This window comes from Neoakkermansia glycaniphila (genome assembly GCF_001683795.1).
Taxonomy (GTDB): Bacteria; Verrucomicrobiota; Verrucomicrobiia; order Verrucomicrobiales; family Akkermansiaceae; genus Akkermansia; species Akkermansia glycaniphila.
In genome coordinates this window covers 53,206-76,244 of record NZ_LIGX01000023.1, presented here as the reverse complement: position 1 = coordinate 76,244, position 23,039 = coordinate 53,206, and the positions used below count along the sequence as shown (strand labels likewise).

At 59.9% G+C, this 23,039-nt stretch carries 23 protein-coding genes; 8 read left to right on the top strand and 15 right to left on the bottom strand.

Features of this window, described 5'->3' with window-relative positions:
• Nucleotides 1-23: 23 nt before the first annotated feature.
• The 3 genes from tdh to queA are packed head-to-tail and all read right to left on the bottom strand — an operon-like array spanning nt 24 to nt 2,503.
• The gene (tdh, locus tag AC781_RS07310; protein ID WP_067775875.1) at nt 24-1,049 is read right to left on the bottom strand and encodes an L-threonine 3-dehydrogenase; all 1,026 of its coding nucleotides are present in this window, start codon (nt 1,047-1,049) and stop codon (nt 24-26) included.
• A 41-nt stretch (nt 1,050-1,090) separates the two neighbouring features.
• Nucleotides 1,091-1,522, bottom strand: a complete 432-nt coding sequence (locus tag AC781_RS07305; protein ID WP_067775840.1) for a hypothetical protein — start codon at nt 1,520-1,522, stop codon at nt 1,091-1,093.
• A gap of 3 nt (nt 1,523-1,525) precedes the next feature.
• Complete coding sequence (gene queA / locus AC781_RS07300) at nt 1,526-2,503, bottom strand: tRNA preQ1(34) S-adenosylmethionine ribosyltransferase-isomerase QueA (protein ID WP_067775837.1); 978 nt, start codon at nt 2,501-2,503, stop codon at nt 1,526-1,528.
• Nucleotides 2,504-2,658: 155 nt separating this feature from the next.
• Here queA and floA point away from each other — a divergent pair, with 155 nt between their 5' ends.
• Nucleotides 2,659-3,687, top strand: a complete 1,029-nt coding sequence (gene floA, locus AC781_RS07295; protein ID WP_067775834.1) for a flotillin-like protein FloA — start codon at nt 2,659-2,661, stop codon at nt 3,685-3,687.
• An 18-nt stretch (nt 3,688-3,705) separates the two neighbouring features.
• A complete protein-coding gene (locus AC781_RS07290; protein WP_067775831.1) occupies nt 3,706-4,326 on the top strand; it encodes a hypothetical protein in 621 nt (206 codons plus the stop codon).
• Nucleotides 4,327-4,419: 93 nt separating this feature from the next.
• Here the strand turns inward: AC781_RS07290 and priA are convergent, their stop codons facing one another.
• The 3 genes from priA to AC781_RS07275 all read right to left on the bottom strand — a co-directional run bounded on the left by priA (nt 4,420) and on the right by AC781_RS07275 (nt 8,514).
• Complete coding sequence (gene priA / locus AC781_RS07285; RefSeq protein ID WP_245741027.1) at nt 4,420-6,681, bottom strand: replication restart helicase PriA; 2,262 nt, start codon at nt 6,679-6,681, stop codon at nt 4,420-4,422.
• Nucleotides 6,682-6,764: 83 nt separating this feature from the next.
• Nucleotides 6,765-7,532, bottom strand: coding sequence for a ParA family protein (locus AC781_RS07280; protein WP_067775825.1), 768 nt, complete (start codon nt 7,530-7,532; stop codon nt 6,765-6,767).
• 37 nt (nt 7,533-7,569) lie between these two features.
• Nucleotides 7,570-8,514: a 6-phosphofructokinase gene (locus AC781_RS07275; RefSeq protein WP_281491760.1), complete on the bottom strand. Its 945-nt coding sequence runs from the start codon at nt 8,512-8,514 to the stop codon at nt 7,570-7,572.
• Nucleotides 8,515-8,616: 102 nt separating this feature from the next.
• Here AC781_RS07275 and AC781_RS07270 point away from each other — a divergent pair, with 102 nt between their 5' ends.
• Both AC781_RS07270 and AC781_RS07265 read left to right on the top strand, forming a co-directional pair.
• The gene (locus AC781_RS07270) at nt 8,617-9,393 is read left to right on the top strand and encodes a uracil-DNA glycosylase family protein (RefSeq protein WP_245741028.1); all 777 of its coding nucleotides are present in this window, start codon (nt 8,617-8,619) and stop codon (nt 9,391-9,393) included.
• 137 nt (nt 9,394-9,530) lie between these two features.
• Complete coding sequence (locus AC781_RS07265; RefSeq protein ID WP_067775819.1) at nt 9,531-10,241, top strand: MmcQ/YjbR family DNA-binding protein; 711 nt, start codon at nt 9,531-9,533, stop codon at nt 10,239-10,241.
• A gap of 87 nt (nt 10,242-10,328) precedes the next feature.
• Here AC781_RS07265 and AC781_RS13295 read toward each other — a convergent pair whose 3' ends face one another.
• Genes AC781_RS13295 through AC781_RS07240 form a run of 5 tightly spaced genes read right to left on the bottom strand, consistent with a single transcriptional unit; the run spans nt 10,329 to nt 14,985 of the window.
• The gene (locus AC781_RS13295) at nt 10,329-11,666 is read right to left on the bottom strand and encodes a PPK2 family polyphosphate kinase (RefSeq protein ID WP_172801809.1); all 1,338 of its coding nucleotides are present in this window, start codon (nt 11,664-11,666) and stop codon (nt 10,329-10,331) included.
• A gap of 4 nt (nt 11,667-11,670) precedes the next feature.
• Nucleotides 11,671-12,411, bottom strand: coding sequence for a lipoyl protein ligase domain-containing protein (locus AC781_RS13705; protein ID WP_067775816.1), 741 nt, complete (start codon nt 12,409-12,411; stop codon nt 11,671-11,673).
• A 30-nt stretch (nt 12,412-12,441) separates the two neighbouring features.
• Nucleotides 12,442-13,425, bottom strand: a complete 984-nt coding sequence (locus AC781_RS07250; protein WP_067775813.1) for a PulJ/GspJ family protein — start codon at nt 13,423-13,425, stop codon at nt 12,442-12,444.
• 24 nt (nt 13,426-13,449) lie between these two features.
• Nucleotides 13,450-14,226, bottom strand: a complete 777-nt coding sequence (locus tag AC781_RS07245; protein WP_067775810.1) for a type II secretion system protein — start codon at nt 14,224-14,226, stop codon at nt 13,450-13,452.
• Between the two features lie 36 nt (nt 14,227-14,262).
• Complete coding sequence (locus AC781_RS07240; protein WP_067775807.1) at nt 14,263-14,985, bottom strand: prepilin-type N-terminal cleavage/methylation domain-containing protein; 723 nt, start codon at nt 14,983-14,985, stop codon at nt 14,263-14,265.
• Nucleotides 14,986-15,140: 155 nt separating this feature from the next.
• On the opposite strand from AC781_RS07240, the gene AC781_RS07235 reads away from it, so the two are divergent.
• The 4 genes from AC781_RS07235 (at nt 15,141) to ptsP (ending at nt 19,321) form a co-directional block, all read left to right on the top strand.
• Nucleotides 15,141-16,124, top strand: a complete 984-nt coding sequence (locus AC781_RS07235) for an undecaprenyl-diphosphate phosphatase (RefSeq protein ID WP_067775804.1) — start codon at nt 15,141-15,143, stop codon at nt 16,122-16,124.
• 28 nt (nt 16,125-16,152) lie between these two features.
• Nucleotides 16,153-17,121, top strand: coding sequence for an HPr(Ser) kinase/phosphatase (gene hprK, locus AC781_RS07230; RefSeq protein ID WP_067775801.1), 969 nt, complete (start codon nt 16,153-16,155; stop codon nt 17,119-17,121).
• 74 nt (nt 17,122-17,195) lie between these two features.
• Nucleotides 17,196-17,462: an HPr family phosphocarrier protein gene (locus AC781_RS07225; protein WP_067775798.1), complete on the top strand. Its 267-nt coding sequence runs from the start codon at nt 17,196-17,198 to the stop codon at nt 17,460-17,462.
• Between the two features lie 47 nt (nt 17,463-17,509).
• A complete protein-coding gene (ptsP, locus tag AC781_RS07220) occupies nt 17,510-19,321 on the top strand; it encodes a phosphoenolpyruvate--protein phosphotransferase (RefSeq protein ID WP_067775795.1) in 1,812 nt (603 codons plus the stop codon).
• A gap of 140 nt (nt 19,322-19,461) precedes the next feature.
• Here ptsP and AC781_RS07215 read toward each other — a convergent pair whose 3' ends face one another.
• From AC781_RS07215 to AC781_RS07200, 4 genes are all read right to left on the bottom strand, one after another.
• Entirely contained in the window at nt 19,462-20,361 is a 900-nt protein-coding gene (locus AC781_RS07215) for a hypothetical protein (protein ID WP_067775793.1), read from the bottom strand.
• 215 nt (nt 20,362-20,576) lie between these two features.
• Nucleotides 20,577-21,299 carry an HAD family hydrolase gene (locus AC781_RS07210; RefSeq protein ID WP_067775790.1) on the bottom strand — a complete coding sequence of 241 codons (723 nt, stop codon included), beginning with the start codon at nt 21,297-21,299 and terminating at the stop codon, nt 20,577-20,579.
• 6 nt (nt 21,300-21,305) lie between these two features.
• The gene (locus AC781_RS07205) at nt 21,306-22,220 is read right to left on the bottom strand and encodes an RluA family pseudouridine synthase (RefSeq protein ID WP_067775787.1); all 915 of its coding nucleotides are present in this window, start codon (nt 22,218-22,220) and stop codon (nt 21,306-21,308) included.
• Nucleotides 22,217-22,978: a Nif3-like dinuclear metal center hexameric protein gene (locus AC781_RS07200; RefSeq protein WP_067775784.1), complete on the bottom strand. Its 762-nt coding sequence runs from the start codon at nt 22,976-22,978 to the stop codon at nt 22,217-22,219. The genes AC781_RS07205 and AC781_RS07200 overlap by 4 nt, the downstream gene beginning before the upstream one ends.
• Between the last annotated feature and the right edge of the window lie 61 nt (nt 22,979-23,039).

Sequence of the window (23,039 nt, the reverse complement as noted above, 5' to 3'; positions counted from 1 at the left end):
ATGGCGGGGCTGCCGTGAGGAGGTCAGACCCAGGAGAGGACGACTTTGCCGGAGCGTCCCGTGTTCATGGCGTCGAAGCCTTCCTTGAATTCGGTGTAGGGGAGGCGGTGGGTGATGATGGGGGCGATGTTCAGGCCGCCGCGTACCATTTTGTCCATCTTGTGCCATGTTTCAAACATTTCGCGGCCGTAGATGCCTTTCAACATGAGGCCTTTGAAGATGATTTTGTCCCAGTCGACGGGGGCGTCTCCCGGCTGGATGCCGAGGAGGGAGACTTTCGCGCCGTTGCAGGTGTTGTCGAGGATGTCTTTGAGGCAGGAGGGGGCGCCGCTCATTTCGAGGCAGACGTCGAATCCTTCGTTCATGTCGAGTGTGTGCCAGACGTCGGCGAGTTTTTCGCGGGTGACGTTGACGGTGCGGGTGGCTCCCATTTTCTGCGCGAGTTCGAGGCGGTAGTCGTTGATGTCGGTGATGACGATGTTTTTTGCTCCGGCGTGGCGGCAGACGGCTGCGGCCATGCAGCCGATGACTCCGGCTCCGGTGATGAGGACGTCTTCGCCGACGAGGTCCCAGGAGAGGGCGGTGTGGACGGCGTTGCCGAGCGGGTCGAAGATGGAGGCGATTTCCATCGGGATGTCCGGATGGATGCGGAAGATGTTTTCCTGCGGGATGGAGAGATATTCGGCGAAGCAGCCGGGGCGGTTGACGCCTACGCCTTTGGTGTTCGGGCAGAGGTGGCGGCGGCCCGCTTTGCAGTTGCGGCAGTGGCCGCAGACGATGTGGCCTTCTCCGGAGACGATTTCGCCGGGTTTGTAGCTGGTGACGGCAGAGCCGACAGCTTCGATGACGCCGCAGAATTCATGGCCGACCTGCATGCCGACGGGGATGGTTTTCTGTGCCCAGGAGTCCCAGTTCCAGATGTGGAGGTCGGTGCCGCAGATGGCTGTTTTGTGGATTTTGATCAGTATGTCATTCGGGCCGACTTCGGGCATCGGAATATCAATGAGTTCCAATCCTTTGTCGGCCTTTGTCTTGACGAGTGCGTGCATCATGGGTATGTACTTACTCTTTTCCCTCCGGCTTTGCAAGTCTAATTTTGCGGAGGGAGGAGAATGGGTTCTCCGGGGGTCAGATGTTGCACGTCGTCAAGGCTTTTGGAGGGAGCGACGAGGGGTGTTTCTTCCGTGATGCGGTAGTGGGCGCGGAGTGCCGGATTGTTGGAGCAGGCGACGGTGGGGTGCATGGTGCGGGAGCCTGTGCCGTAGGTGCCGATGGGCTGGCGGTCGTTGTTTTCCATGGCGTTGTGCGGCTGGGGTACGCGGATGCGTTCGATTTGCCGGACGGTGTCGCGGAGGTCGAAGTAGTCGTATTGTTCGTCGCTGCCCCGGTAGCCGATGTGGCCGGGTTCGCGGATAGCGACGGTTTGCAGCGAGCGGGTGAATTGGTCGCGGGTCTGCGTGTTGTAGCAGGCGGGGAGGAGGATGGCTCCGAGGAGGGCGGCGATGGGGAGCAGGCGGTTCATGGCTTAGAGGATGAGCATGCAGTCTCCGTAGGAGAAGAAGCGGTAGCGTTGTTCGACGGCCTGCCGGTAGGCTTCGAGGATGAGTTCTCTGCCTGCGAGGGCGGAGACGAGCATGAGGAGGGTGCTTTGGGGCAGGTGGAAGTTGGTGAGCAGGGCATCGACGATTTTGTATTCGTAGGGCGGGTAGATGAAGATGTCCGTTTCTCCGGCTGCAGGTGAGAGTGGCAGGCCGTTGCGGGCGGCGAGGTGTTCGAGGACGCGGACGCTGGTGGTGCCGACGGCGACGACGCGCTGCGCAGCGGCGATGCGCCGGGCCGTTTCTTCCGGGAGGACGAAGCTTTCGGTGTGCATGTGGTGTTCTTCGATGCGATCGACTTTGACCGGGCGGAAGGTGCCGACGCCGACATGCAGGGTGACGAAGCTGTGCGGGATTTGTTCGAGGATTTCGGGGGTGAAGTGGAGTCCGGCGGTGGGGGCCGCGATGGCTCCTTCGTGCCGGGCGTAGACGGTCTGGTAGCGTTCTTTGTCGTCGGGGTCGCTTTCGCGGTTCATGTAGTGCGGGAGGGCGAGGCGGCCGTAGGTTTCTTCGTCCACGGGGCGGTCGAAGCGGATGAGGCGGTAGCCTTCTTCATCGATGCTTTCGACAGTGCCGATGGCTTCGCCGATGGCGACGGTTTTGCCGATTTTCATTTTGCGGCCGGGGCGGACGAGGCATTTCCAGAGGAGGTCGGTATGGAGGGAGGCGCGGACGAGTTCGATGCGGCCGTCGTTCGAGAAGTAGCGTGCGGGTACTACTTTGGTGTTGTTCATGACGAATTCGTCGCCGGGGCGGACGTATTCGAGGAGGTCGGTGAATTTCCGGTGTTCGATGAGGCCGGTGCTGCGGTGGACGACGAGCATGCGGGAGTCTTCCCGGTGGGGGGCGGGGCGGTCCGCAATGAGTTCTTCGGGAAGGTGATAGTCAAAGTCGATGGTGCGCACGCCCTTTAGTACGCCAAGGCGGCGTTTTTCGCAAGTCTAAAATCCCCCGTGGGGCCCGGTGGCGGTGGCAGGTGAGGCGGTTCCGGGGCGCAGCGGCGGCGCGGGCGCAGTTTTTGCTTTACTCTGTTTGTTTTTTATGAAAAATGGGATGAGTTATGATTGCTCAAGTTACTAGTCCCGCAGAATCGAATCTGGGTGTGATCGTCGCCGTGGTGGCCATTGTGGTCGTGGTGGTGATTTTCGCCATTATCGCGAAGTTTTTCAAGACGTGGTTGCGAGCCCGCCTGGCGAAGGCTCCGGTAGCCATGAGCAATATGCTCGGTATGTGGCTGCGGAAGGTGCCTTATTCGCTGGTGGTGGATACGCGTATTACGGCAGTGAAGGCCGGGCTCGAGGTGTCCACGGACAAGCTGGAAGCCCATTATCTGGCGGGTGGCGATATCGAGGATTGCGTGCTGGCATTGATCGCTGCCGAGAAGGCGGGGATTCCCCTTACGTTCGACCGCGCCTGCGCCATCGATCTGGCGGTGAAGGGTACGTCGAAGACGGTGCTTGAAGCCGTGCGTACGTCCATCAATCCCCGCGTGATCGATTGTCCGAATCCGAATGCAGGACAGACGCGCCTGACGGCGGTGGCACGCGACGGTATCGCCGTGGCGGTGCGCGCCCGCGTGACGGTGCGTACGAATCTGGAGCGTTTCGTAGGCGGTGCGACGGAGGAGACGATCGTGGCCCGCGTGGGTGAAGGTATCGTGTCCGCAGTGGGTTCCGCGATGTCCTACAAGGATGTGCTGGAACGCCCCGAAGGTATTTCCGACAAGGTGCTGGAGAAGGGGGTGGATGCTTCGACGGCGTTTACGGTGCTTTCGATCGATATTGCGGATGTGGATGTGGCCGGTAACGTGGGCGCTCGCCTGCAGGCCGAGCAGGCTGAAGCCGATAAGCAGATCGCACAGGCGAAGGCGGAAGTGCGCCGCGCCGCAGCCGTGGCGACGGAGCAGGAAATGTCTGCCCGTACGCAGGAGATGCGCGCCAAGGTGGTGGAAGCCGAGTCGGAGATTCCGATGGCGATTGCCGAGGCGTTCCGCAACGGCAATCTGGGCGTGATCGATTATGCCCGCTACCAGAATGTGGTGGCGGATACGAAGATGCGCGAGAATATCGCCCAGGCTCCGCAGGCTTAATTTTTTCCGAAGACGATCGTGTTCGATTTTGTTCCCATTCTGGCAGACGGCGGCGGAGCTTCCATCGGGGGCTTTATCGTGCTGCTGCTGGTTGCGGGCGGGTATCAGCTGTACGAGAGGTTCAAGAAAGCGAAGGAGGAGGCGGAGTTCCGCGAGCGCATGCAGGAGGAGCACCGCCGCCGCCGCGCCGAGGAGCGTGCCGAGAGGTCGGTGGCATCCGTGCCTCCGGTTTCTCTGCCGCATATGGATTCCCGGCCTCAGGAGGCTGCGCCTTCGCCCCGGCCGATGCAGGCTCCCCGCCGGAAGGCAGCACCCGCACCCGTGCGGCATGCCCCGGCGCCGCAGCAGGCGACGCTTGAGGAGCGGGTGTCTTCGACGATGCAGGAGGATTTTTCGCGCAAGGGTTCCGCCGAGTCGGCCGCTGCCGCTTCTCTGGCGAATTTGAGCGATGCGGAGCGTGCTGCGCTCGCGGCGTTGCAGGCCGGTAAGCAGATGGCTTCCGCTGCGCCGATGGCTCATCACAAGTCTGCTCGCGCTGCGGGCATACCAGTGCCGGGCTTGAATCTGGCAAGCGTGCGTGCGCTGCGCGCCGCTGTGCTGTACAAGGAGATTCTGGATAAGCCCGTGGCGCTGCGCTAGGGGCAGGGTGTCCGCCTGTTGTTTTTCAGAACCGTCTTCCGCTTGGCCGGGAGGCGGTTTTTTGCGTGCGTGAAGGAAGTGAACAATCGGCGGCTACATGAAGGAGTAGGCGTCGATATCTAGGGTGATGATGATGTCGTCTCCCGCGTTCATGGCCGCTATTTCCTGCGAGACGCAGGTGGCGATGCGGCGCGCCGAGTGTGATTTGATGGTGCTTTGGAAGCGGTATTGCCCGTATGCCTTGGGGATGGGGGCGGGAGCGGGTTCGCTGACGAGGATGTCCGGCGGAAGGTTTTTGACGAGCCTGCGGTAGAGGGTGTGCATGGAGTATTCGGCCAGTTCTTCCTTGGTCGATCGCAGTGTGAGGACGGCGAGGTGGACGTAGGGAGGGTGTTCGAACTGGCGGCGGAGGTCGAGTTCCTGATCGGCGAAGCCGTCGGTGTCGTGCCGGCGGGCGAACTGGATGGCGGCGGCGTGCGGGGTGAAAGTCTGGATGATGACTTCTCCGTCGAGGTCGCCGCGTCCGGCGCGTCCGGCGACCTGCGTGAGGAGCTGGAAGGTGCGTTCGGAGGCGCGGAGGTCGGGGATGCAGAGGCCGAGGTCGGCATTGAGGACTCCGACGAGGGTGACTCCGGGGAAGTCGAGTCCTTTGGCGATCATTTGGGTGCCGAGGAGGATGTCGAGTTTGCGGGCGCGGAATTGCCCGAGGATGTCGCGGACGGCGTTTTTCCGGCGGGAGATGTCGGCGTCGATGCGTTGGAGGCGTGCCTGAGGGAAGGCTCGGTTGAGGATGGCTTCTACTTTCTGGGTGCCGAAGCCTTGCAGGAGGATGTTGGAGGAACGGCATTCGGGGCATTCGCGGGGGACGATGGCGCGGTAGCCGCAGAGGTGGCAGATGAGGCGGTCTTCGGTGATGTGGTAGGTGAGGGGGAGGGCGCAGTGGGCGCAGGTGACGTTGTGGCCGCAGTCCGGGCACTGGAGGGAGCGTGCGAAGCCGCGGCGGTTGAGGAGGAGGATGGTTTGTTCTCCCCGGGCGAGGCGTTTGTCGATGGCCATGCGGAGGCGTTCGGAGAGGACTCCTGCGTATTTTTTGTCCTTGGCTTCGGTGCGCATGTCGAGGATGCGGATGAGGGGCAGGGTTTGCCCGTCCGCCCGGCGGTCGAGGCGCAGGGTGGCGTATTTGCCGGTGCGGGCGTTGTGGAGGGTTTCGAGGGAGGGGGTGGCGGAGCCGAGGACGACGGTGGCTCCTTCGAGTTTGGCGCGGAGGACGGCGAGGTCCCGGCCCTGGTAGCGGGGGGCGCTTTCCTGTTTGTAGGAGCCGTCGTGTTCTTCGTCGACGATGATGAGGCCGAGGTTGCGCAGGGGGGCGAAGACGGCTGAGCGGGGGCCGATGGCGATGCGGGCTGTGCCTTCGCGGATGGAGTGCCATTCGTCGAAGCGTTCGCCGTCCGAGAGGGAGCTGTGGAGGATGGCGACGGAGCCGGGCAGGGAGGAGAATCGGGATTTGAAGCGCTGGAGGGTTTGGGGGGTGAGGGAGATTTCCGGGACGAGGATGAGGGCGGATTTTCCCTGCCGGACGGTGTGTTCGACGGCCTGGAGGTAGACTTCCGTTTTGCCGGATCCGGTGACTCCTTGAAGGAGGATCGGTTTTTTGTCGGCGTGTTCGATGTCGGCCACGACGGCTTTGAGGGCCTGTTCCTGTTCTTCGTTGAGTTTGAGTGCCGAGGTGGGCAGGTAGTCTTCTCCGGCGGAGGGGTCGCGGTGTTGTTCTTCTTCGGTGATGGTGAGGTAGCCCTGTTTTTCGAGTGCACGGCAGGGGGTGAGGGCTGCGGTGCCGCCGAGTTCCTTGAGGGTGAGTGTGCGGTCCGGGCTTTCGGCAAGGAGGTGGAGGATGGAGGCCTGCCGGGGGGCGCGTTTGTTGAGCCGGGTTTCGTCTTCCTGCGAGGGTTTGGCGAGGAGCCGGACGACTTTATGGGTTTTTTCGCTGTGTTTTTCCTGCCGGACGGGTTCGGGGACGATGCAGCGGATGAATTGTTCGATGGGGGCGGCGTAGTATTGCGAGGCCCACCGGGCCATTTCCATGAGGGGGGCGGAGATGAGCGGCTCGGGAGCGATGAGGCGTCGGATGAGTTTGAGGCTGCCCGCCCATGTGTCCTGCGGCTCGGTGATTTCGAGGACGGTTCCCGTGGCGGTGTGGTGGCGGAGGGGGATTTCGACGCGGCAGCCGGGGAGGATGCCTTCGATGCCGGGGGGGATGGCGTAGTCGAAGACGAGGTCGGACGCGCCGTCGATGAGGATGCGGGCCGCCCGCACGGCAGGTTCGTCAAAGAGGTTCTGTTGCTGCGGTGTTTGCATGGCGGGGCGGTTCGGCCGCCGGGCCGATTGTGCCGCTGGGGCAGGGCTGCCGGGTGAGGTGCGATGCGCCTCAGGACGGCGGGTTATTTGTGGCGCTTGAGGAATTCGGCGGCAGCAGAGAGGTAGGCGCTGGCGCCGATGCCGTTCGGGTCGTGTTCAAAGATGGTTTCGCCGAAGCTGGGCGATTCTCCGATGCGGACGGAACGGGGGATGAGGGTGCGGTAGGCTGCCTGCGGGAGGTGCTGGCGTACTTGTTCGACGACCTGGCGCGAGAGGTTGGTGCGGCCGTCGTACATGGTCATCAGGACACCGCCGAGCGTGAGGCCGGGGTTGGCTCCGGACTGGCTGATCTGGGTGATGATGTAGAGGATTTTGGCGAGGCCTTCGAGGCCGAACCATTCGCACTGCAAGGGGGTGAGTACTTCGTCCGCCGCAGCGAGGGCGGATGTCATGAGGACGCCGAGGGAGGGAGGCGTGTCGAGGATGACGAAATCGTACATGCCTGCGTCGCGGATGGGGGCGAGGCAGTTGCGGAGGGCGGTGAGGTGCTGGCCGGTCTGGGCGAGTTCGATTTCAACGCCCGAGAGGTCCATGTGGGAGGGGATGAGGTGCAGGTTTTTGCGCCCCGTGTCCACGATGGTTTCGAGGATGGATTGTTCGCCGATGAGGGCGGGGTAGATGCTCTGGTGTCCGGCGGCTTCGATGCCGAGTCCGCTGGTGGCGTTGGCCTGCGGGTCGAGGTCGATAAGGAGGACGCGCTTGCGTTTCTGGGCGATGCCTGCCGCCAGGTTGATCGAGGTAGTCGTTTTGCCTACTCCTCCTTTTTGGTTGGCAATGGCAATGACCTTCATGAGGCGGCAGGGTGGGGTGCGGCGAAGACGGTGACTCTTAGCGAGTCATGTCTTCGCAAAGTTTGATGATGCTTTGGCTGACATGGTATTTCTGCCCGGCCACCTGATCGAGGGCGCATTCGCCGTGGTGTCCGTCATGATAGACCATGATGCGGTTGATGTTGCCGGAATGAAGGGCTTCTACGGCGCGTGTGCCGAAGCGTGCTCCCATGAGGCGGTCTCGTGCCGAGGGCGCTCCACCGCGCTGCATATGGCCGAGGACGGTGAGGCGGGTGTCCATGCCGGTGTTGGTGCTGAGCCAGTCAGTGAGTTCCTGAGCCTTTTTGGTGCCTTCCGCGACGATGGCGATGACGTAGCCGACGCCTTCCTCGATTTGCGGCTGGAGACGCTTTTTGATCGATTCGAGGTCGTAGGGGAGTTCAGGGACGACGAGGATGTCCGCCCCGCTGCAGATGGCGGCGGTCATGGCGAGGTAGCCGCAGTCGCGCCCCATGGTTTCGATGACGAAGGCGCGGTGATGGGACTGGGCGGTGTCGCGGATGGTGTCGATGCAGTTGAGGATGATGTTCTGCGCGGTGTCGACGCCGAGGCAGTAGTCCGTGCCCGCGATGTCGTTGTCGATGGTGGCGGGGATGCCTGCAAAGGGTACCTGGAAGTCGTTGAAGAAGTCGTTGAGCGCGCGGAAGGAGCCGTCGCCGCCTGCAATGACGAGGTGTTCGATGTTGTTGTCCTTGAGGTGCTTGTACGCCTGTTCGCGGTAGCTGTACTCGAAGAAGCGTTTGGAGCGCGAGGAGCGGAGCAGGGTGCCGCCGCGGTGCGACATTTCGCAGGTGAGATCACGGGTAGCGGCTTTGATTTTGCCGTCGATCAGACCTTCCAGGCCGTCGTAGATGACGAACGGCTTCATTCCAAGTTGGCGGGCGCGTTCCACGGCCGCCTTTACTGCAGGGTTCATCCCGGCAGCATCTCCACCAGAGGTCATAATGGCAATTCCACTCATGAGAATACGATTGGTAAAAAATTAACGGGCGGACGATAACAGGAAACGCGCTTCCATGCAAGCTTATACTTCATTTCTCTCGCCATGAAGTCATACTTTTGCTATGCTTTCCGCATGCAGATCAATGTGGAAGAAGTGCTGGCCGCCGCCCGCGTGCTGAAGGATGAGATGAATGCCCTACACTTCGATGCACCAGTGGCTTATACCTACAATCCGCTCGATTACGCATGGGCGGGGCATGAGGCGTATATCCGCCGTTATGGTGCGACGACGAAGCGGGTGCTGTTCCTCGGGATGAATCCGGGGCCGTTCGGGATGGCGCAGACGGGTGTGCCGTTCGGCGAGGTGGCGGCGGTGACGGAGTGGCTGCATATCCGCGAGAAGGTGGGAGCGCCTGCGGCGTGCCATCCGAAGCGTCCGGTGCAGGGGTTCGATTGCCCGCGTTCGGAGGTGAGCGGGAGGAGGCTCTGGGGGCTGTTCGAGGAGTTGTACGGTACGGCGGAGAATTTTTTCCGGGAGTGCTACGTGGTGAATTATTGTCCGCTGATCTGGATGAGTGAATCGGGAGCGAATATTACGCCCGCCCAATTGCCTGCGGAGCAGGTGCAGCAGGTGGATGCCGATTGCCGTGCGCATCTGAAGCGTTTGATCGAGCTGATGCAGCCGGAGGTTCTGGTGGGAGTGGGCGGCTACGCGCTGAAGCAGCTTGAGGCGGTGGCGGCGATGCTGCCGGAGAGGAAGTTCGTGTTCGGTACGTTGCTGCATCCGAGTCCGGCGAGTCCGATGGCCAACAAGTGCTGGCCCGATAAGCCGCGCGAGCAGTTGAAGGCTCTGGGGATTCCCGGTTGCAGTCCGGCATGATGGTTTGAGGGCAAGGAGACAGGATAATTTCGTGAGCTCATCAAATGTTTGCTTCCAGGTAAGGATCATGTGATGAGATGACCATAAGCCGGAATCCGGTTGTTGCCCAATAGAATTTTTACTCCCTTCGTTGTCGCATGTTTTTTCGCTCTTCTCCCCGAACAAGCTGGCTGGAAAAGGCCGTCGCGCGCGTTTTCAAGGATAGGAAGCTCCGTGAGGATCAACTGCTTCCATTCGGTTTCGCACAGGGAGAGAGTGGTTTTTCGCATGGGGCGAAGCTGCTGGGCGGCATGTTCGAGATGGTTGTCGAGATTCGTGCGGACGGTTCTGTCCACGCGGCGGTATGTGGTTCCGGCGAGAAGGAGAACGAGATGGTGCATTTGGCGCGAAAGTCTCCGTCTTCGTTTATGGACAGGCAACTGCGCAAGGAGTTCGAGGAGGAGCTGTGGCATGTGGCGGAATGTTGTTTCGAGCCGGATGTTTTCAAGCACGAGCTGACCAAGCGGCTGATAGCATATGTGCAGGCGTCTTACGGCGACGATCTGGAGTATTTGTGGAGAAGATCACCGGAGAGTGCCGTGGTGCGCCGCCGCGACAGCAGGAAATGGTACGCCGTTTTTCTGATGGTGCCGCGTTTGAAGCTGGGCGGCGATTCCGGAGAGCCGGTCGAGGTGCTCAATCTGCGCCTTGATCCTTGCGAGCTGGAGCGCTATGTGGATGGGGTCAGCCGTTTTCCGGCCTACCACATGAATAAGAAGAGCTGGGTGAGTCTTTGTCTGGACGGTTCCGTTCCGTTCGAGGAGTTGGCGGAGCGGCTGGACGCAAGCTATCGCCTCGCTCTGAAGTAGGAATCCGGCGGCATGGCCTGCCCGGGGTACGCCGCGCAGGTTCTGCTTGGTGGTGCGGCGTCTGGGCCGGACAAGGTGTTGGCTGGGTCAGTCATGGACGATGATGTCCGAGGGGTCGACTTTCGGCTCGGGGAACTGGAGGTTGAGGGCACGCAGTTTTTCGACGAGGAGCTTGGCGACGATGAGGTTACGGTACCATTTGCGGTCGCCGGGGATGATGTACCACGGTGCGGCTTCGGTGGATGTTTTTTCCAGAAGGTCCTGATAGGCAGTCTGGAATTCATCCCACATGGCGCGGTCTGCGAGGTCGGAAGGTTCGAATTTCCAGAGTTTCTGGGAGTCCTTGAGGCGGGATTCGAGGCGTTCCTTTTGTTCTTCCTTGGAGATGTTGAGGAAGATTTTGATGATGGTGGTTCCTTCGCCGACGAGCATGTCTTCGAAGTCGACGACGTATTTGTAGCGCCGTTGCCAGACGGCGTCGTCGAAGAGTTTTTTGACGCGTACGGCGATGATGTCTTCATAATGGGAGCGGTTGAAGACGACGACTTCGCCGTTGGCCGGTACCTGCGGGTGGACGCGCCAGAGGAAGTCGTGGTCGAGTTCAAGCGCGGTCGGGCGTTTGAAGGAGATGACTTTCATGCCGTGGGGGTCCATGCAGGAGAAGACCTGCCGGACGCAGCCGTCCTTGCCGCTGGCATCCATGCCTTGCAGGATGACGAGTACGCGGTGTTTGTGCTGGGCATACAGGCGTTTCTGCAGGTCCTGGAGTTCGGTTTTGAGGTTGTCGAAGAAGAGGGCGGATTCTTCCTTGGTACCCTGGAAGAGGGAACGGTCGGAGGGGCTGTAATCCTGCATTTTCAGCTTTTTGCCGGGTGTGACGAGATAGCGGCTGATGTCCGGTGAGAGTTCCATGATGTGTTTGACGGGGACAGTATGCCTTTGTTGGGGTGTTTTTGGCAAGTATTGATTTGTGACAAAGAAGTGTTTGAGGACCTGCTTGGCGACGCTGCGTTTGAATTTCGGGAAGAGCTGGGGGCGGATCTCGGACTGTGCAAACCATTTCGTTTCAGAGAATTCGTTGCTTCTCGAGACGTCGGATTTCGGTTTGATTTTGTGGCACAGGAGGAGGAAGTAGGTTTGTTCCTGTCCGATCCAGCGGCCGCTGCGCCGATGGCTGGGAGGGTAGGCATAGCGGAAGCCGTGGCCGTGGGCGAGGATTTTGTATTCGGAGGGCCGGATGCCGACTTCTTCCCATACTTCGCGCGCAATGGTGTGCTCAAGGTTTTCACCCCGCATGACTCCGCCCTGCGGGAAGTGCCAGTATTGGTTGCGGCCGGGATCTTTGCCGAGGAGGATGTTGCCTTGTGCGTCCACGATGATGGCTGCGGCGTTTTTGCGCCATGCACCGGTCTTGGATTCGTCCATGATGTCAATGAGAAAGGTGTGTGCCGCGCCGCCCGTGCGTTTCGTCATTCCATGCGGCGCTCGCGTATTTTTGTTCGGCAAGGGTGCGTACCGCATTCCGGAATCCCGGTGCGGGTTCCTCGTTTTCGATGAGGGTGAAGCGGATGGAGAGGAGTTCGGCAAAGGCGAGATCCCAGCCTTCGGGGAGGATGCAGTTCTGGATGCTGCCCTGATGCAGGATGCCGAGGGGTGTGCGGCGTTGGCCTCCTCCTGCCAGTTTTTCTCCGTTGGGGCCGACGAGGTCGCTGGCAACGGGGCTGGAGAAGCATGCCCGGCCTCCGTCAGGCGCATCGGCGGGGAGCAGGCGGCATGCGACGCCGCATTGTTTCATGGCTGCGGCAAGAGCTCCGTGTATCCATTTGTACAGGACGGCGCTCGTGGGGCGGCCCGGCCTGTCTTCCGGCGAGAGGGCGAGGGTGAAGGGGATGTCCGTCCGGTGGTCGACAATGCCTCCGCCTGTCCAGCGGCGTATATAGTCGATGCCGGCATCCGGGAAGAGGCGGGACGCTTCGGCGGAGGTGTCGAAGCAGCCGAAGCTGACGGTAGGCCGCCCCCATCGGTAGATGCGCATCCAGGAGCCGGGGAGGCCGAGCATGAGTTCATCGGCGGCCATGCATTCCCAACCCGTGCGGGCGACAGGGTCTTTCCAGAGGGTGAGGGTGGGCAGGGGGCCCATCCATGCGGCGGTGTTCCAATCGTTTGACATACTATCCTTCCTGTGCAGGCGGTAGATGCATTATTGGGGCGTGGGCAGCATGACGGACTGGCTGTAGCTGTTGGTGTATTTCCGGAAGAAGTCCGCCTGATTGGGCGTGCGGCCGTTCTTGCGGGCGTTCTGGACGATGTTCATGCCTTCATCGGAGACGACGGTCATGGTGATAGATGCGGCGAGGATGCGGCCCTGTTCCATGTCGGAGTCGGCTTTGCCTCCCGTTTTCGAGACGGCGAGCCGATCGCCGAAGACTTCTACGCTTTTGTAGGCTTCACCTCCGCTGGAGGTGGAGATGATGGGGATGCTTTTGATTTCCCTTCGGAGCTGTTTTTTGCTGCCCGTTCCATTGACGGTGGTGTATTCCACTTCGAGGACGAGGGTCATTTCGATGATGTTTTCGACGAGGAAGTGTTTTTTATCGTTTTCTTCGTAGCGGTTGTAGGCGCGTTTGAGGTCGGTCTGGGCCAGCAGGTTCTGGTAGGTTTGCTTGGGGGAGACGATTTGGCGGTAGAGAGAGTAGGTGGCGAAGCCTTTGCCTGCATTTCCGTCGATGTTCAGGATCTGGTCGCGGTACATGAGTCTGTAGCCGACGGCATTGATGTCTCCTTGTGCCTTGTACAGGTCGGCCTTGGTGTTTTTCTGTTCGCTTTCGACGGCTTTGTTGCGGTCGATGGAGGAGGTGAAGAAGATGAGCTGGGCGGAGTTGGTGATGCGAAGCCCCTGCGGGCCGCCATCCGTGCCGAGTACTTTTTCATCGTTGGCGGCGTAGAACCATTCGTAGTCGTTGCCCCTGCGTATTTGCAGGCATTGCAGGTCGTCGCACATGGTTTGCAGGGCGATCTGGGCTTTGGAGCTGGTGGAGATTTCCTGCGTGATGTTTTTCCAGATTTCGATGCCGCGCGTCGTGAGCGTGACGATGATGACGACGAGGATGGTGGTGATCGCCATGGCGACCATCAGTTCGATGAGGGTGAAGCCGGACGCCTTTTTGTATGCGGAGGTTTTCATGGTGGCTGTTGCTCGGAGAAAGGTTTAGCGGCGGAAGGGGAGGTTGGTTTCGATGAAGGGTTTGCCCATGTCTTCCCATGTTTTGTTTTTGACGCGGTTGGGATCGGGCGGGGTGAGCAGGTAGAATTCGGCGCGGCACATGATGCTGCCGCCCCACGGGGTTTCCTTCGGGTTGGTGGTGTCGTACACGTAGCGGTCGGGAGTCTGGATGCCCTGGCCTTTCGTGTTCGGGTTGCCCAGCGAGCCCGGAGATTTGGCGGTTTCGTAAGTGCCGTTGCCGGAACGGATGAGCTGGGTGAGTTTGACGAGGAAGACTGGGCCGACGGCATATTTCATGTCGCTGATGCGCTCGGTGTCGTCCATCAGGCAGGCGGTGTTTACCAGCATGGAGTTCTGTCCGGGGATGTCTTTCTGTCCGGTGACGGGGCGGAGCGAGCCGTCGTTGCGGCGGGGCTGGCTGAGGTCTCCCCGGTAGGAGAAGATGGCGATGGCGGTGGAGGGGGATTTGGTTTTGCGTATCCAGTAGAAGGCTTTGTCGAAGGCGCTCGTGTATTTGCCTTCGCTGGATTGTTTGGCATCGGAGGGAGCCTGTTCATGGCTTCGGACGATGTCCATTTCCGTTTTGAGGGTGTTGATGATGCGTTCCCGCGATTGCTGGGCAAGGGCGGTGCGGACGATGCGCTTGGCTGGAACGAAGAGGGAGACGAAGACGACAAGAAGGACGCCGATGATGCCGATGGCGATGACTGTCTCCATCAGGGTGAAACCCTTGCGGTTTTTGAGGAAGGTGCGCGCTTTCATGGTTGTGGAAGGAGGAATGGAAGAGGTTGGGGAGGATTACGGTGCAGTCTGATCCAGCGTTTTCAGGCGGCTGGTGGTGCCGTGCGGCCAGACGACGACGCCTCCGGACTGGACGGGGCGGCCGTTGGCCATCGGTTTGGCGACGACGCCTTCATCGGCTCCCATGGATTTGGAGCGTTCGCCGTTGACGAGGACGAGGCGGGTCGGCTGGCCCGGGAAGGTCATGCGGCCCTGCGGGTCGAATTCGATGTAATAGCCTTTTTTGTTGGCTGCACCTGTGATGCGGAAGTTGCCGGAGCGGGAGGAGATGGATTCGCCTCCGCCGGAGGATTCTGCCGTTTCCTTGTCAAGGAGCGTGCTGTATTTCGGGCTGAAGTAGATGCCTTTCGGCAGGAAGGTGCCGCGGCTGGTGGCGACCCAGTTGCCGGAGTCGGTTCCCTGACCTTCATAGACGTCCTTGTTTTCGGAGTCGTCGAGGATCATGACGGTCATGTAGCGAAGGTGCTTGGAGTCCGACCCCGTGTCGCCCTGGTCGGAGACGATGACGAGGCGGGAGTAGGTGTTGTTGCCAGTGGCAGCCATGCGGGCTTCCCGAACCATGGTGTCGAGTTGTTCGATGCCGCCTGCGAGACCTCTGCTGGAGCCCGCATTGCGCAGTACCGTGGCGATGAGGGTCAGCATGATGGCCATGATGGCGATGACGACGAGCAGCTCGATGAGAGTGAAACCCTGTTTCTTTTTGGATTCAGATATTTGCATGGTCAACTGAATGGGTGAATCCCATGGTTCATGAGCAACTTTACCGTTTTTCGCCGCCGTCTTCAATCTTTTTGTGAATACTTTGCACATACAGTAGCGTTTTTTTTCGTTTTGGGTTGACCGTCGTTCCTTTTTGACTTACCTATAATGTCGGTATGACTGTGATTGATTCCATTATTCTCGGTATTGTCGAAGGTTTGACGGAGTATCTTCCGGTGAGTTCGACGGGGCATTTGATCGTCACGGAGTATCTGCTGGGGCTGGACAATCCGGCGAACAAGGCTGCCTTGGATGCGTTTTCCGTTTGTATTCAGGGGGGGGCGATTCTGGCGGTGCTTTTGCTGTATTTCGGCCGTGTGAAGGGGATGCTGGAAGGGTTTGCCGGGAAGAATCCCGCCGGGTTGCGGCTGGGCTGCAATTTGCTGCTGGCGTTTGTGCCGGCGGTGGGGATCGGGCTGGCGTTCGACGATGAGATTAAGGAGTATTTGTTCGGCGTGTGGCCCGTCGTCTGGGCGTGGGTGGTCGGCGGTCTTGTAATTTTGCTGTATGTACGGTGGCGTAATAGTACGGGGCAGGGCAATGCCGGGAAGGGGCTCGACGAGATGTCTTACGGTCAGGCTTTGTTGGTCGGTTTCATGCAGTGCATTGCGATGTGGCCGGGTACGAGCCGAAGCCTGATGACGATGCTCGGCGGCATGGTGGCAGGGTTGAGCGTGGCGGCTGCCGTGGAGTTCAGTTTTCTGCTGGGGCTGGTGACACTCGGTGCTGCGACGGCTTATGATGCCATGAAGCACGGTGCGCTGATGGTGGAGACGTTCGGTCTGTGGCCGCTGGCGATGGGGTCTCTCATGGCGTTTGTGTCCGCTATGATTGCGGTGAAGTGGATGGTCGGCTATTTGCAGAAGCACAGTTTGTCCATTTTCGGCTGGTACCGGATTGCTGCCGGGTGTGTGCTGGCGGCTCTGGTTTTTACGGGGATGGGGCAGTCCCATGATGCCGGAGATAAGACTCCGGGCAAAGTTCCTGCAGGGAAGGCGGCTCCGGTTGCTCCGCAGGCTCCCGCATCTCCGTTGACGGTCAATGCCGTGCCTGCTCCCGTGCCGGCGATGGTTCCGTCGCCTGCGCCCGTCGCTCCCTGAGGGCGTTGAATCCGTATTTCCCACTGCCATGAAAGAAGGTCCCGTCAAGGTTGTCGAATCCGTTTCGGTGAAGCATTTTTACGAGAAGTACATGCATGTGCTTCGCCTGGCGCTGATCAATAGCCCGAAGGGTCTGTCGAGGTTGATTTACGAGCCGGCAATCAATCGGCCCGGTTTGGCGATCGCCGGGTTCTACGCCTATTTCGCCCATAAGCGGATTCAGGTGTTCGGTGCGGCGGAGGTGGCCTATCTTCGCAAGCTGCCCGAGGGGCTCCGTCGTTCGCGCGTGCAGCGTATGTACAAGGGCGGGGTGCCGTGCATCATTTTTGCGCGCGGGGAGGATGCTCCGCCCGAGATTCTCGAGCTGGCGGACGAATGCGCCATTTGCGTGTTCAAGACGGATCTGGTGACGATGCGTTTCGTGAATGCGGCGACGATTATTCTGGAGACGGAGTTTGCCGAGAGTACGATGCTGCACGGCTGTATGCTCGATATCAGGGGTATCGGCCTGATGATTATGGGGAAGAGTGGCGTGGGCAAGAGCGAGACGGCGCTCGGGCTGATTGAGCGCGGAGGTTCGTTGGTGGCGGACGATGTGGTGATTCTCCGCAATGTGGGCGGGGAGTTGATCGGTTCTGCCCCCGAGTTGAGCCGCGGTTATATGGAGGTGCGCGGCCTGGGGATTGTCAATGTGACGAATCTTTTCGGCATGAAGGCTTTGCGGCAGGAGAAGCGGCTTGATCTGATCGTGTCTCTCAAGTCGGGGGACGGTTCCGATCTGGATCGTCTCGGGTTGGAGCGCGGGAGTTATACGATTCTCGGCGTGCCTGTGCTGCATGTGGAATTGCCTGTGGCGCCGGGGCGCGATACGTCCCGCCTCGTCGAAGTGGCGGCTCTCGACCAGTATCTGAAGGATGTCGGTTATGATATGGCCGGAGAGTTCAACAGGCAGCTGATGCGCAAGTTCTCCGCAGGGGGCAAGAATGACACCGAGTGAAAAAAGTGCTGGATAAAGTTCTGATATTCGTGTATCATGGCTTTGCAACCCCAGTATCATAACGTACCAATCGCATGATCACCAAAGAATTTACCATTCTGAACAAGCTCGGCATTCACGCGCGCCCAGCCGCGCAATTTGTGCGTGCCGCCAGTAAATTCGACTCCGATATTACAGTGGAGAAGGATGAAGAAGCTGTCGATGGTAAAAGTATTATGGGGCTGATGATGTTGGCCGTAGGTCATGGGTCGAAGATTACGATCACGATTACGGGTGCTGACGAAGAGAAGGCGATGGAGGTTCTCGGAGACCTGATCGACCGCAAGTTCGAAGAAGATTAACGGGCGGCTTTCCGGCATGCCGAAGCGCCGGACCGTTGACGAGTTCCATGATTCAATCGACCAAGTTGCTGGCCGAGCAGAGGCTTGAAGGTATTCCCGTTTCTCCCGGGATTGCCGTGGGGCATTTGCATATTCAGGCACGCGGCGTGATGGCGCCCGAGCATTATGCGATTCACCCTTCCGAGGTGGAGGCAGAGTGGGAGCGTTTCGAGAAGGCCTTGCGGTTGACGGAGGAGCAGCTCGAATCGCTGAAGGTTCGTGTGGCGACTGCATCGGGGGAGAAGGAAGCGGCAATTTTCGATGCCCATATTCTGTTTCTCGCGGATAAGGCTTTGTTGAAGAATGTCCGGATGGAGCTGGAAAAGCGCCTTCAGAATATCGAGTCCGTTTTTTATGCCGTCGTCCAGAATTTCCTGGAGAGTTTGAGGCGCGTTGACGATCCGTATCTCCGTTCGCGTACGTCGGATATGGAGGATGTGATGGTGCGCGTGCTGGAGAATTTGAAGACAGGCGTTTTGCAGCAGCCGTTGCCTCAGCATGCCGGATCGGGTGAAGCCGAGGAAGAGGATGATGAGGACGGAGCGACGCATATTCTGATCGCCTACGATTTGACTCCTTCCGATACGGCAGCCATGGATCGCGAGCGTATTCTCGGTTTTGCGACGGAGACGGGTTCCGATGTGTCCCATACGGCCATTCTGGCGCGTTCGCTCGGTTTGCCTGCGATCGTTGGCATTTCCCGGCTGGTGCTGGATACGACGGAGCGGCAGGAGGCCATTCTCGACGGTTATCGGGGCAGGCTGATTCTGAATCCGACGGAGGAGACGAAGCATGAATACAGCCGCCTTCAGATCGAGAAGGAGAAGGCATACAAGACGTTGGAGGCCATGCGCGATCTGCCGACGGAGACGAAGGACGGCCGCCATATCCGCCTTGCAGCCAATGTGGAGTTCGCGCACGAGTGCGAGAATATCAAGGCGTCGGGTGCGGAAGGCGTGGGGTTGTACCGTACGGAGTTTTTCCTGCTGGGCGAGAAGAAGCTGCCGGACGAGGAGGCGCAGACCCGGCATTATACGAATTTGATCAAGGGCTGTGCGCCGCATGAGGTTGTGTTCCGTACGCTGGATGCAGGCGGCGACAAGCTTCCGTTCGAGATGCTCGACGAGCCGGAGAGCAATCCGTTCCTGGGCTGGCGCGGCATTCGCGTGTCGCTGAGCCGCCCGGCCATTTTCAAGGAGCAGCTTCGCGCGATTCTTCGTGCTTCGGCTGCAGGCAGTTGCGGGATCATGTTTCCGATGATTTCCGGCGTGACGGAGGTGATCCGGGTGCGCGAGCTTTTCGAGGAGTGCAAGAAGGAGCTGCGCGACGAGGGTGTTCCGTACGGGGACGATATCCGGGTAGGGGTGATGATCGAGGTGCCTAGTGCGGCGATGATCGCCGATGTGCTGGCCGAGCAGGTCGATTTCTTTTCTATCGGTACGAATGATTTGACCCAGTATACGATTGCCGTGGACCGGGTGAATGCGCGTGTGGCCCGCATGTTCCGCCCGACGCATCCCGGAGTGATCCGGTTGATCGATATGACGATTTCCGCCGGGGAGCGCCACGGCGTGCCGACGTCGATCTGCGGCGAGATGGCCGGCGATATTACGATGCTGCCGCTGCTGATCGGGCTCGGAGCCCGAGAGGTGTCCGTCGGTGTGCATATGGTGCCGATTATCCGGTATGCGATCCGGCATTTGCATTACTGGGAATGCAAGGATGTGGCGCGGCAGGCCCTGCAGGCTCATGATAGCATGACGGTGCGCGCTCTTTCGGAAGCGTTGGCTCGGCGTTCCTATCCGAAGCTGTTCAATTGATTGTTGCCTGTTCCGTTTGGCGGAAGGTGGGGGCATGCCCGTTTTGGGAGGATTGTGAGGTTGCGTGTTGCATTCGAGCGAACATAAAAAAGCGGGGTACACTTTCGTGTACCCCGGAAAGTCAATGTCTAGAACTTCAATTAGAAGTTGTAAACGATGTTGGCGCCTGCGACGACCCCAAAGTTCTTGTAGGGCTTGTAGCCGTCTTCAACGCCCTTGTTGGCCTTGAGGGAGCCATTGCCGAGCCAGTTGAGGCTGACGAACGGTACGACGCTGAGGTTTTCCGTGAGTTTGGTCGGAAGTTCGGCCTTCACGAAGAATGCCTGGGAGCCGTTGGCGTTGCCGAGCCAGTTTTCGGAGTTGAAGTAGCTGGCCGTGGCGGACATGCCGAGCGTGGTGACGATGTCAGTGCGTTCGCAGAGGGTTGCCTTGTGACCGACATAGGGCTGGAACCACCAGCCGGTGACGCCCTGGAAGCCGTAGCTCGTGGTGACGCCGGCGAAGAAGTGGTCGCCGATGTCGTAATTCAGGTTCAAGAAGAATTCCTGAGTGACGGAGTGCGCCTTGTCCTTGCCGTACTTGGCATAGTTGCCGAGAAGGCCGCCGTAGTTCAAGTTCCATCCGACGGTAGCCGTGAGGTTCTTGAGGCCCATGTCCTTCTGCTGATAAGCGGCATAGATGTCGGCTTCGTTGTGGAACGAGGCTCCGTCCATGCCGTACAGGTGGTGACCGGAGGTGAGTACGTCATAGCTGATGCCGAAGAGGAGGGCTTCCTTTTCTGCGATGCTGTAGCTCATGTCGAGTGCGACCGGGATTACGCTGTCACCTTCAACCAGGCTGTGCGAAGCCACGATGCCGCGGCAATCGTAGTTCGATTTGTAGCCTGCCTGAACTGTTCCGCTGAAACGGCTTTCAACCTTCGGCTGTGCGACGGGTTGAGTCGGATTGGGGACTACCACTGTTTTGCCGGATCCTGCGAGGGCGATGCCTGCGAGAGATGCGACTGCGAGTGCTGCCGAGATAATGGTTTTCTTTTGCATGGTGGTTAATGTTGTGGGTTGTTTTGGAGGTTTCTCATAGTCACTGAGGTGATTACTTGTTCCTCCCTCGCATTTAAATTGCCAAATATTTTTGCCAAAGTAAAGCCCAATCCTTAAGAAAAGTGAATAAAAGTGAGTTTTTTGTCATATTTTATCATTTTTTACCTATCTATCTGATAGATAAGAGGAAAGGATGTATGTTCGGGCGGTTTTCGTCAGGCCCGGAAGCCGATGATGTTTTTCAGGATGAAGGCGAGAAAAGCACGCTTGCCGTGCCACGGGAGAGGCTGGCGGATAATTTGCCAATGATGCTCAGGTGCCTGATTGGCAAGTTGTGCGGAAGGATTGACAAGGACGCCCTGTTCGCAGACGGAGAGCATGGGGAGGTCGGCGCGGCTGTCTGTGTAGCAGATGCTGTCGGGAGTTTTGCCATCAGGCGGAATGATGCCTTTTTTTCTCAGGCGGATGAGCTTGGTGCCCCCTTTATTGTTGCCGGGCGGTTCGATGGCCGGAACGAGCGGCATGGCGAGTTGCATGACGATGGGGGTGGCGATGATGTCGTCGAAGCCGAGCATGCGGCCGATGGGTTCGGTGTAGAAGGAGGGGGAGGCTGAGACGAGAATGCAGTGGTCTCCGGCGGCCTGATGGTCGCGCAGGCGTTGGAGGACGCCGGGGTAGAGGATGGGGCGGATGTTTTCTTCGGCGAAGGCTTGCGCTTCCCGTTCGACCTGGCCGAGGGGCATGCGGTAGAGGTAGCTGAGGAAGATGCGTTTCATGCGCTCGGTGCGGATGATGCGCAGGGCGGCCAACAGGGCGCAGGGGAGCAGGAGGAGGAGGTAGAGCCGTCTCCACGGGTGGCGGGAGAGGATGCGCCCGGCGAAGCGGAGCTGGGAGTCTCCGGGGAAGAGGGTGCCGTCCATGTCGAAGAGGGCGAGCATGCGTGGTCAAGGGTTGAAGTGGTCGAGCCAGGGGGTGTATTCCGGCGGTACGGGGGCCTGCAGGGAGATGCGTTCGCCCGTAGCGGGGTGGTCGAAGGCCAGTTTCCATGCGTGGAGCATGAGCCTCCCGGTTTGAGCTTTCTGCCGGGCGGGTTTGGCGTAGATGGGGTCGCCGATGAGAGGGTGGCCGAGGTGGAGCATGTGGACGCGGATCTGGTGTGTGCGGCCGGTGTGCAGGGTGCACATGACGAGGGAAGAGTCGGTGGAGGGGTCGCGTTGCAGGACTTTCCAGTCGGTGATGGCGCTTTTGCCGGATCCGGGGTTGACGACGGCCATTTTGAGCCGGTTGACGGGGTGGCGGCCGATGTTGGTGAAGACGGTGCCTTCATCCTGTTTCGGCGATCCCTGGACGACGGCGAGGTAAATTTTTTCCGTGCTGCGCTCGGCGAACTGGGTGGTCAGCGAGAGGTGGGCCTGGTCGTTTTTGGCGATGACGATGCAGCCGGATGTGTCTTTGTCCAGCCGGTGGACGATGCCGGGGCGGCCTACGCCACCGATGCCGGAGAGGTCTCCGCAGTGATAGAGGACGGCGTTGACGAGGGTGCCGTCCGGGTTGCCGGCGGCAGGGTGGACGACGAGGCCGCTTTCTTTGTTGATGACGATGATGTCTTTGTCTTCGTAGAGGATTTCCAGCGGGATGTTCTGCGGCTGTGCTTCGGCGGGTTCCGGTTCGGGGATGTTGATTTCGATGGCGTCGCCCCGGTTGACGGGGGTTTTGGCTTTGGCCGGTTTGCCGTTGATGGTGATGTCTCCCGCTTTGACGAGGGCCTGGATGCGGGAGCGGGAGAGTTCCGGGAGTTGCCGGGCGAGGTATTGGTCGAGCCGCTGGGTGCCGTCTGCGTCGTCTGTGGTGAGGGTCATGCGCCGGTGGGATTGTCGATGAAGGTGCAGGGCAGGCCGAAGGTGCGTTCCAGCAGGGCGCCGAGGGCTTGTACGCCGAAGGTTTCGGTGGCGTAGTGTCCGCCGAAGAGGAGGTTGATGCCCATGTCTTCCGCCGTGGTGATGGCCCAGTGGACGGTTTCTCCGGTGAGGTAGGTGCGGATGCCGAGTTTGTGCAGGGCGTAGATTTCTCCGGCTGCGCCTCCCGAGCAGACGGCGATTTCTCCGGCGGGTGAGGTGAGGTCGTCGGAGATGATTCCGGTGACGGGGCTGCCGAGGATTTCTTCGTACCGGGTTCGGAGTTCGCCGAGCGTGCCGGGGTATGTGCCGCGGATGCCTATTTTGATGCCGTTGTACGTGACTTCCGGTTGCGTGTTTTCCAGCCCGAGTGCGTGCGCGATGCATGCGTTGTTGCCCAGTTCGGGGTGCATGTCGAGCGGGAGGTGGGCGGAGTAGATGGCAAGGTTATTGTCGAGGGCGGTTTGGATTTTTTTCTTCCACCATCCGGTGATGGGCTGGAGGCCGGGCCAGTAGATGCCGTGATGGAGGATGAGGAGGTCGGCACCCATGGAGATGGCGGCTTCGATGGTGCTTTGCGAGCCGTCCACGGCGGTGGCGATTTTGGTGACTGTGCCGTCGTTTTCGATTTGCAGGCCGTTCATGGCCTGTGGCGCATCGGGGATGCGGCCGATGTCGAGCGTGGTGTCGAGCAGGTTGACGATGTCTTTAAGCGGTGTCATGTTGCTTGCGGATGTTGATGGCGGCGGCATGGTGTCCGAGGCTGCCGCTCGGCGTGTTGCT

Bases quoted from the DNA above. Each gene is read 5' to 3' on its own strand.
- tdh (WP_067775875.1), bottom strand. From the start codon at position 1,049: ATGCACGCACTCGTCAAGACAAAGGCCGACAAAGGATTGGAACTCATT.
- AC781_RS07305 (WP_067775840.1), bottom strand. From the start codon at position 1,522: ATGAACCGCCTGCTCCCCATCGCCGCCCTCCTCGGAGCCATCCTCCTC.
- floA (WP_067775834.1), top strand. From the start codon at position 2,659: ATGATTGCTCAAGTTACTAGTCCCGCAGAATCGAATCTGGGTGTGATC.
- priA (WP_245741027.1), bottom strand. From the start codon at position 6,681: ATGCAAACACCGCAGCAACAGAACCTCTTTGACGAACCTGCCGTGCGG.
- AC781_RS07280 (WP_067775825.1), bottom strand. From the start codon at position 7,532: ATGAAGGTCATTGCCATTGCCAACCAAAAAGGAGGAGTAGGCAAAACG.
- AC781_RS07275 (WP_281491760.1), bottom strand. From the start codon at position 8,514: ATGACCTCTGGTGGAGATGCTGCCGGGATGAACCCTGCAGTAAAGGCG.
- AC781_RS07270 (WP_245741028.1), top strand. From the start codon at position 8,617: ATGAAGTCATACTTTTGCTATGCTTTCCGCATGCAGATCAATGTGGAA.
- AC781_RS07265 (WP_067775819.1), top strand. From the start codon at position 9,531: ATGTTTTTTCGCTCTTCTCCCCGAACAAGCTGGCTGGAAAAGGCCGTC.
- AC781_RS13295 (WP_172801809.1), bottom strand. From the start codon at position 11,666: ATGGACGAATCCAAGACCGGTGCATGGCGCAAAAACGCCGCAGCCATC.
- AC781_RS13705 (WP_067775816.1), bottom strand. From the start codon at position 12,411: ATGTCAAACGATTGGAACACCGCCGCATGGATGGGCCCCCTGCCCACC.
- AC781_RS07250 (WP_067775813.1), bottom strand. From the start codon at position 13,425: ATGAAAACCTCCGCATACAAAAAGGCGTCCGGCTTCACCCTCATCGAA.
- AC781_RS07245 (WP_067775810.1), bottom strand. From the start codon at position 14,226: ATGAAAGCGCGCACCTTCCTCAAAAACCGCAAGGGTTTCACCCTGATG.
- AC781_RS07240 (WP_067775807.1), bottom strand. From the start codon at position 14,985: ATGCAAATATCTGAATCCAAAAAGAAACAGGGTTTCACTCTCATCGAG.
- AC781_RS07235 (WP_067775804.1), top strand. From the start codon at position 15,141: ATGACTGTGATTGATTCCATTATTCTCGGTATTGTCGAAGGTTTGACG.
- hprK (WP_067775801.1), top strand. From the start codon at position 16,153: ATGAAAGAAGGTCCCGTCAAGGTTGTCGAATCCGTTTCGGTGAAGCAT.
- AC781_RS07225 (WP_067775798.1), top strand. From the start codon at position 17,196: ATGATCACCAAAGAATTTACCATTCTGAACAAGCTCGGCATTCACGCG.
- ptsP (WP_067775795.1), top strand. From the start codon at position 17,510: ATGATTCAATCGACCAAGTTGCTGGCCGAGCAGAGGCTTGAAGGTATT.
- AC781_RS07215 (WP_067775793.1), bottom strand. From the start codon at position 20,361: ATGCAAAAGAAAACCATTATCTCGGCAGCACTCGCAGTCGCATCTCTC.
- AC781_RS07210 (WP_067775790.1), bottom strand. From the start codon at position 21,299: ATGCTCGCCCTCTTCGACATGGACGGCACCCTCTTCCCCGGAGACTCC.
- AC781_RS07205 (WP_067775787.1), bottom strand. From the start codon at position 22,220: ATGACCCTCACCACAGACGACGCAGACGGCACCCAGCGGCTCGACCAA.
- AC781_RS07200 (WP_067775784.1), bottom strand. From the start codon at position 22,978: ATGACACCGCTTAAAGACATCGTCAACCTGCTCGACACCACGCTCGAC.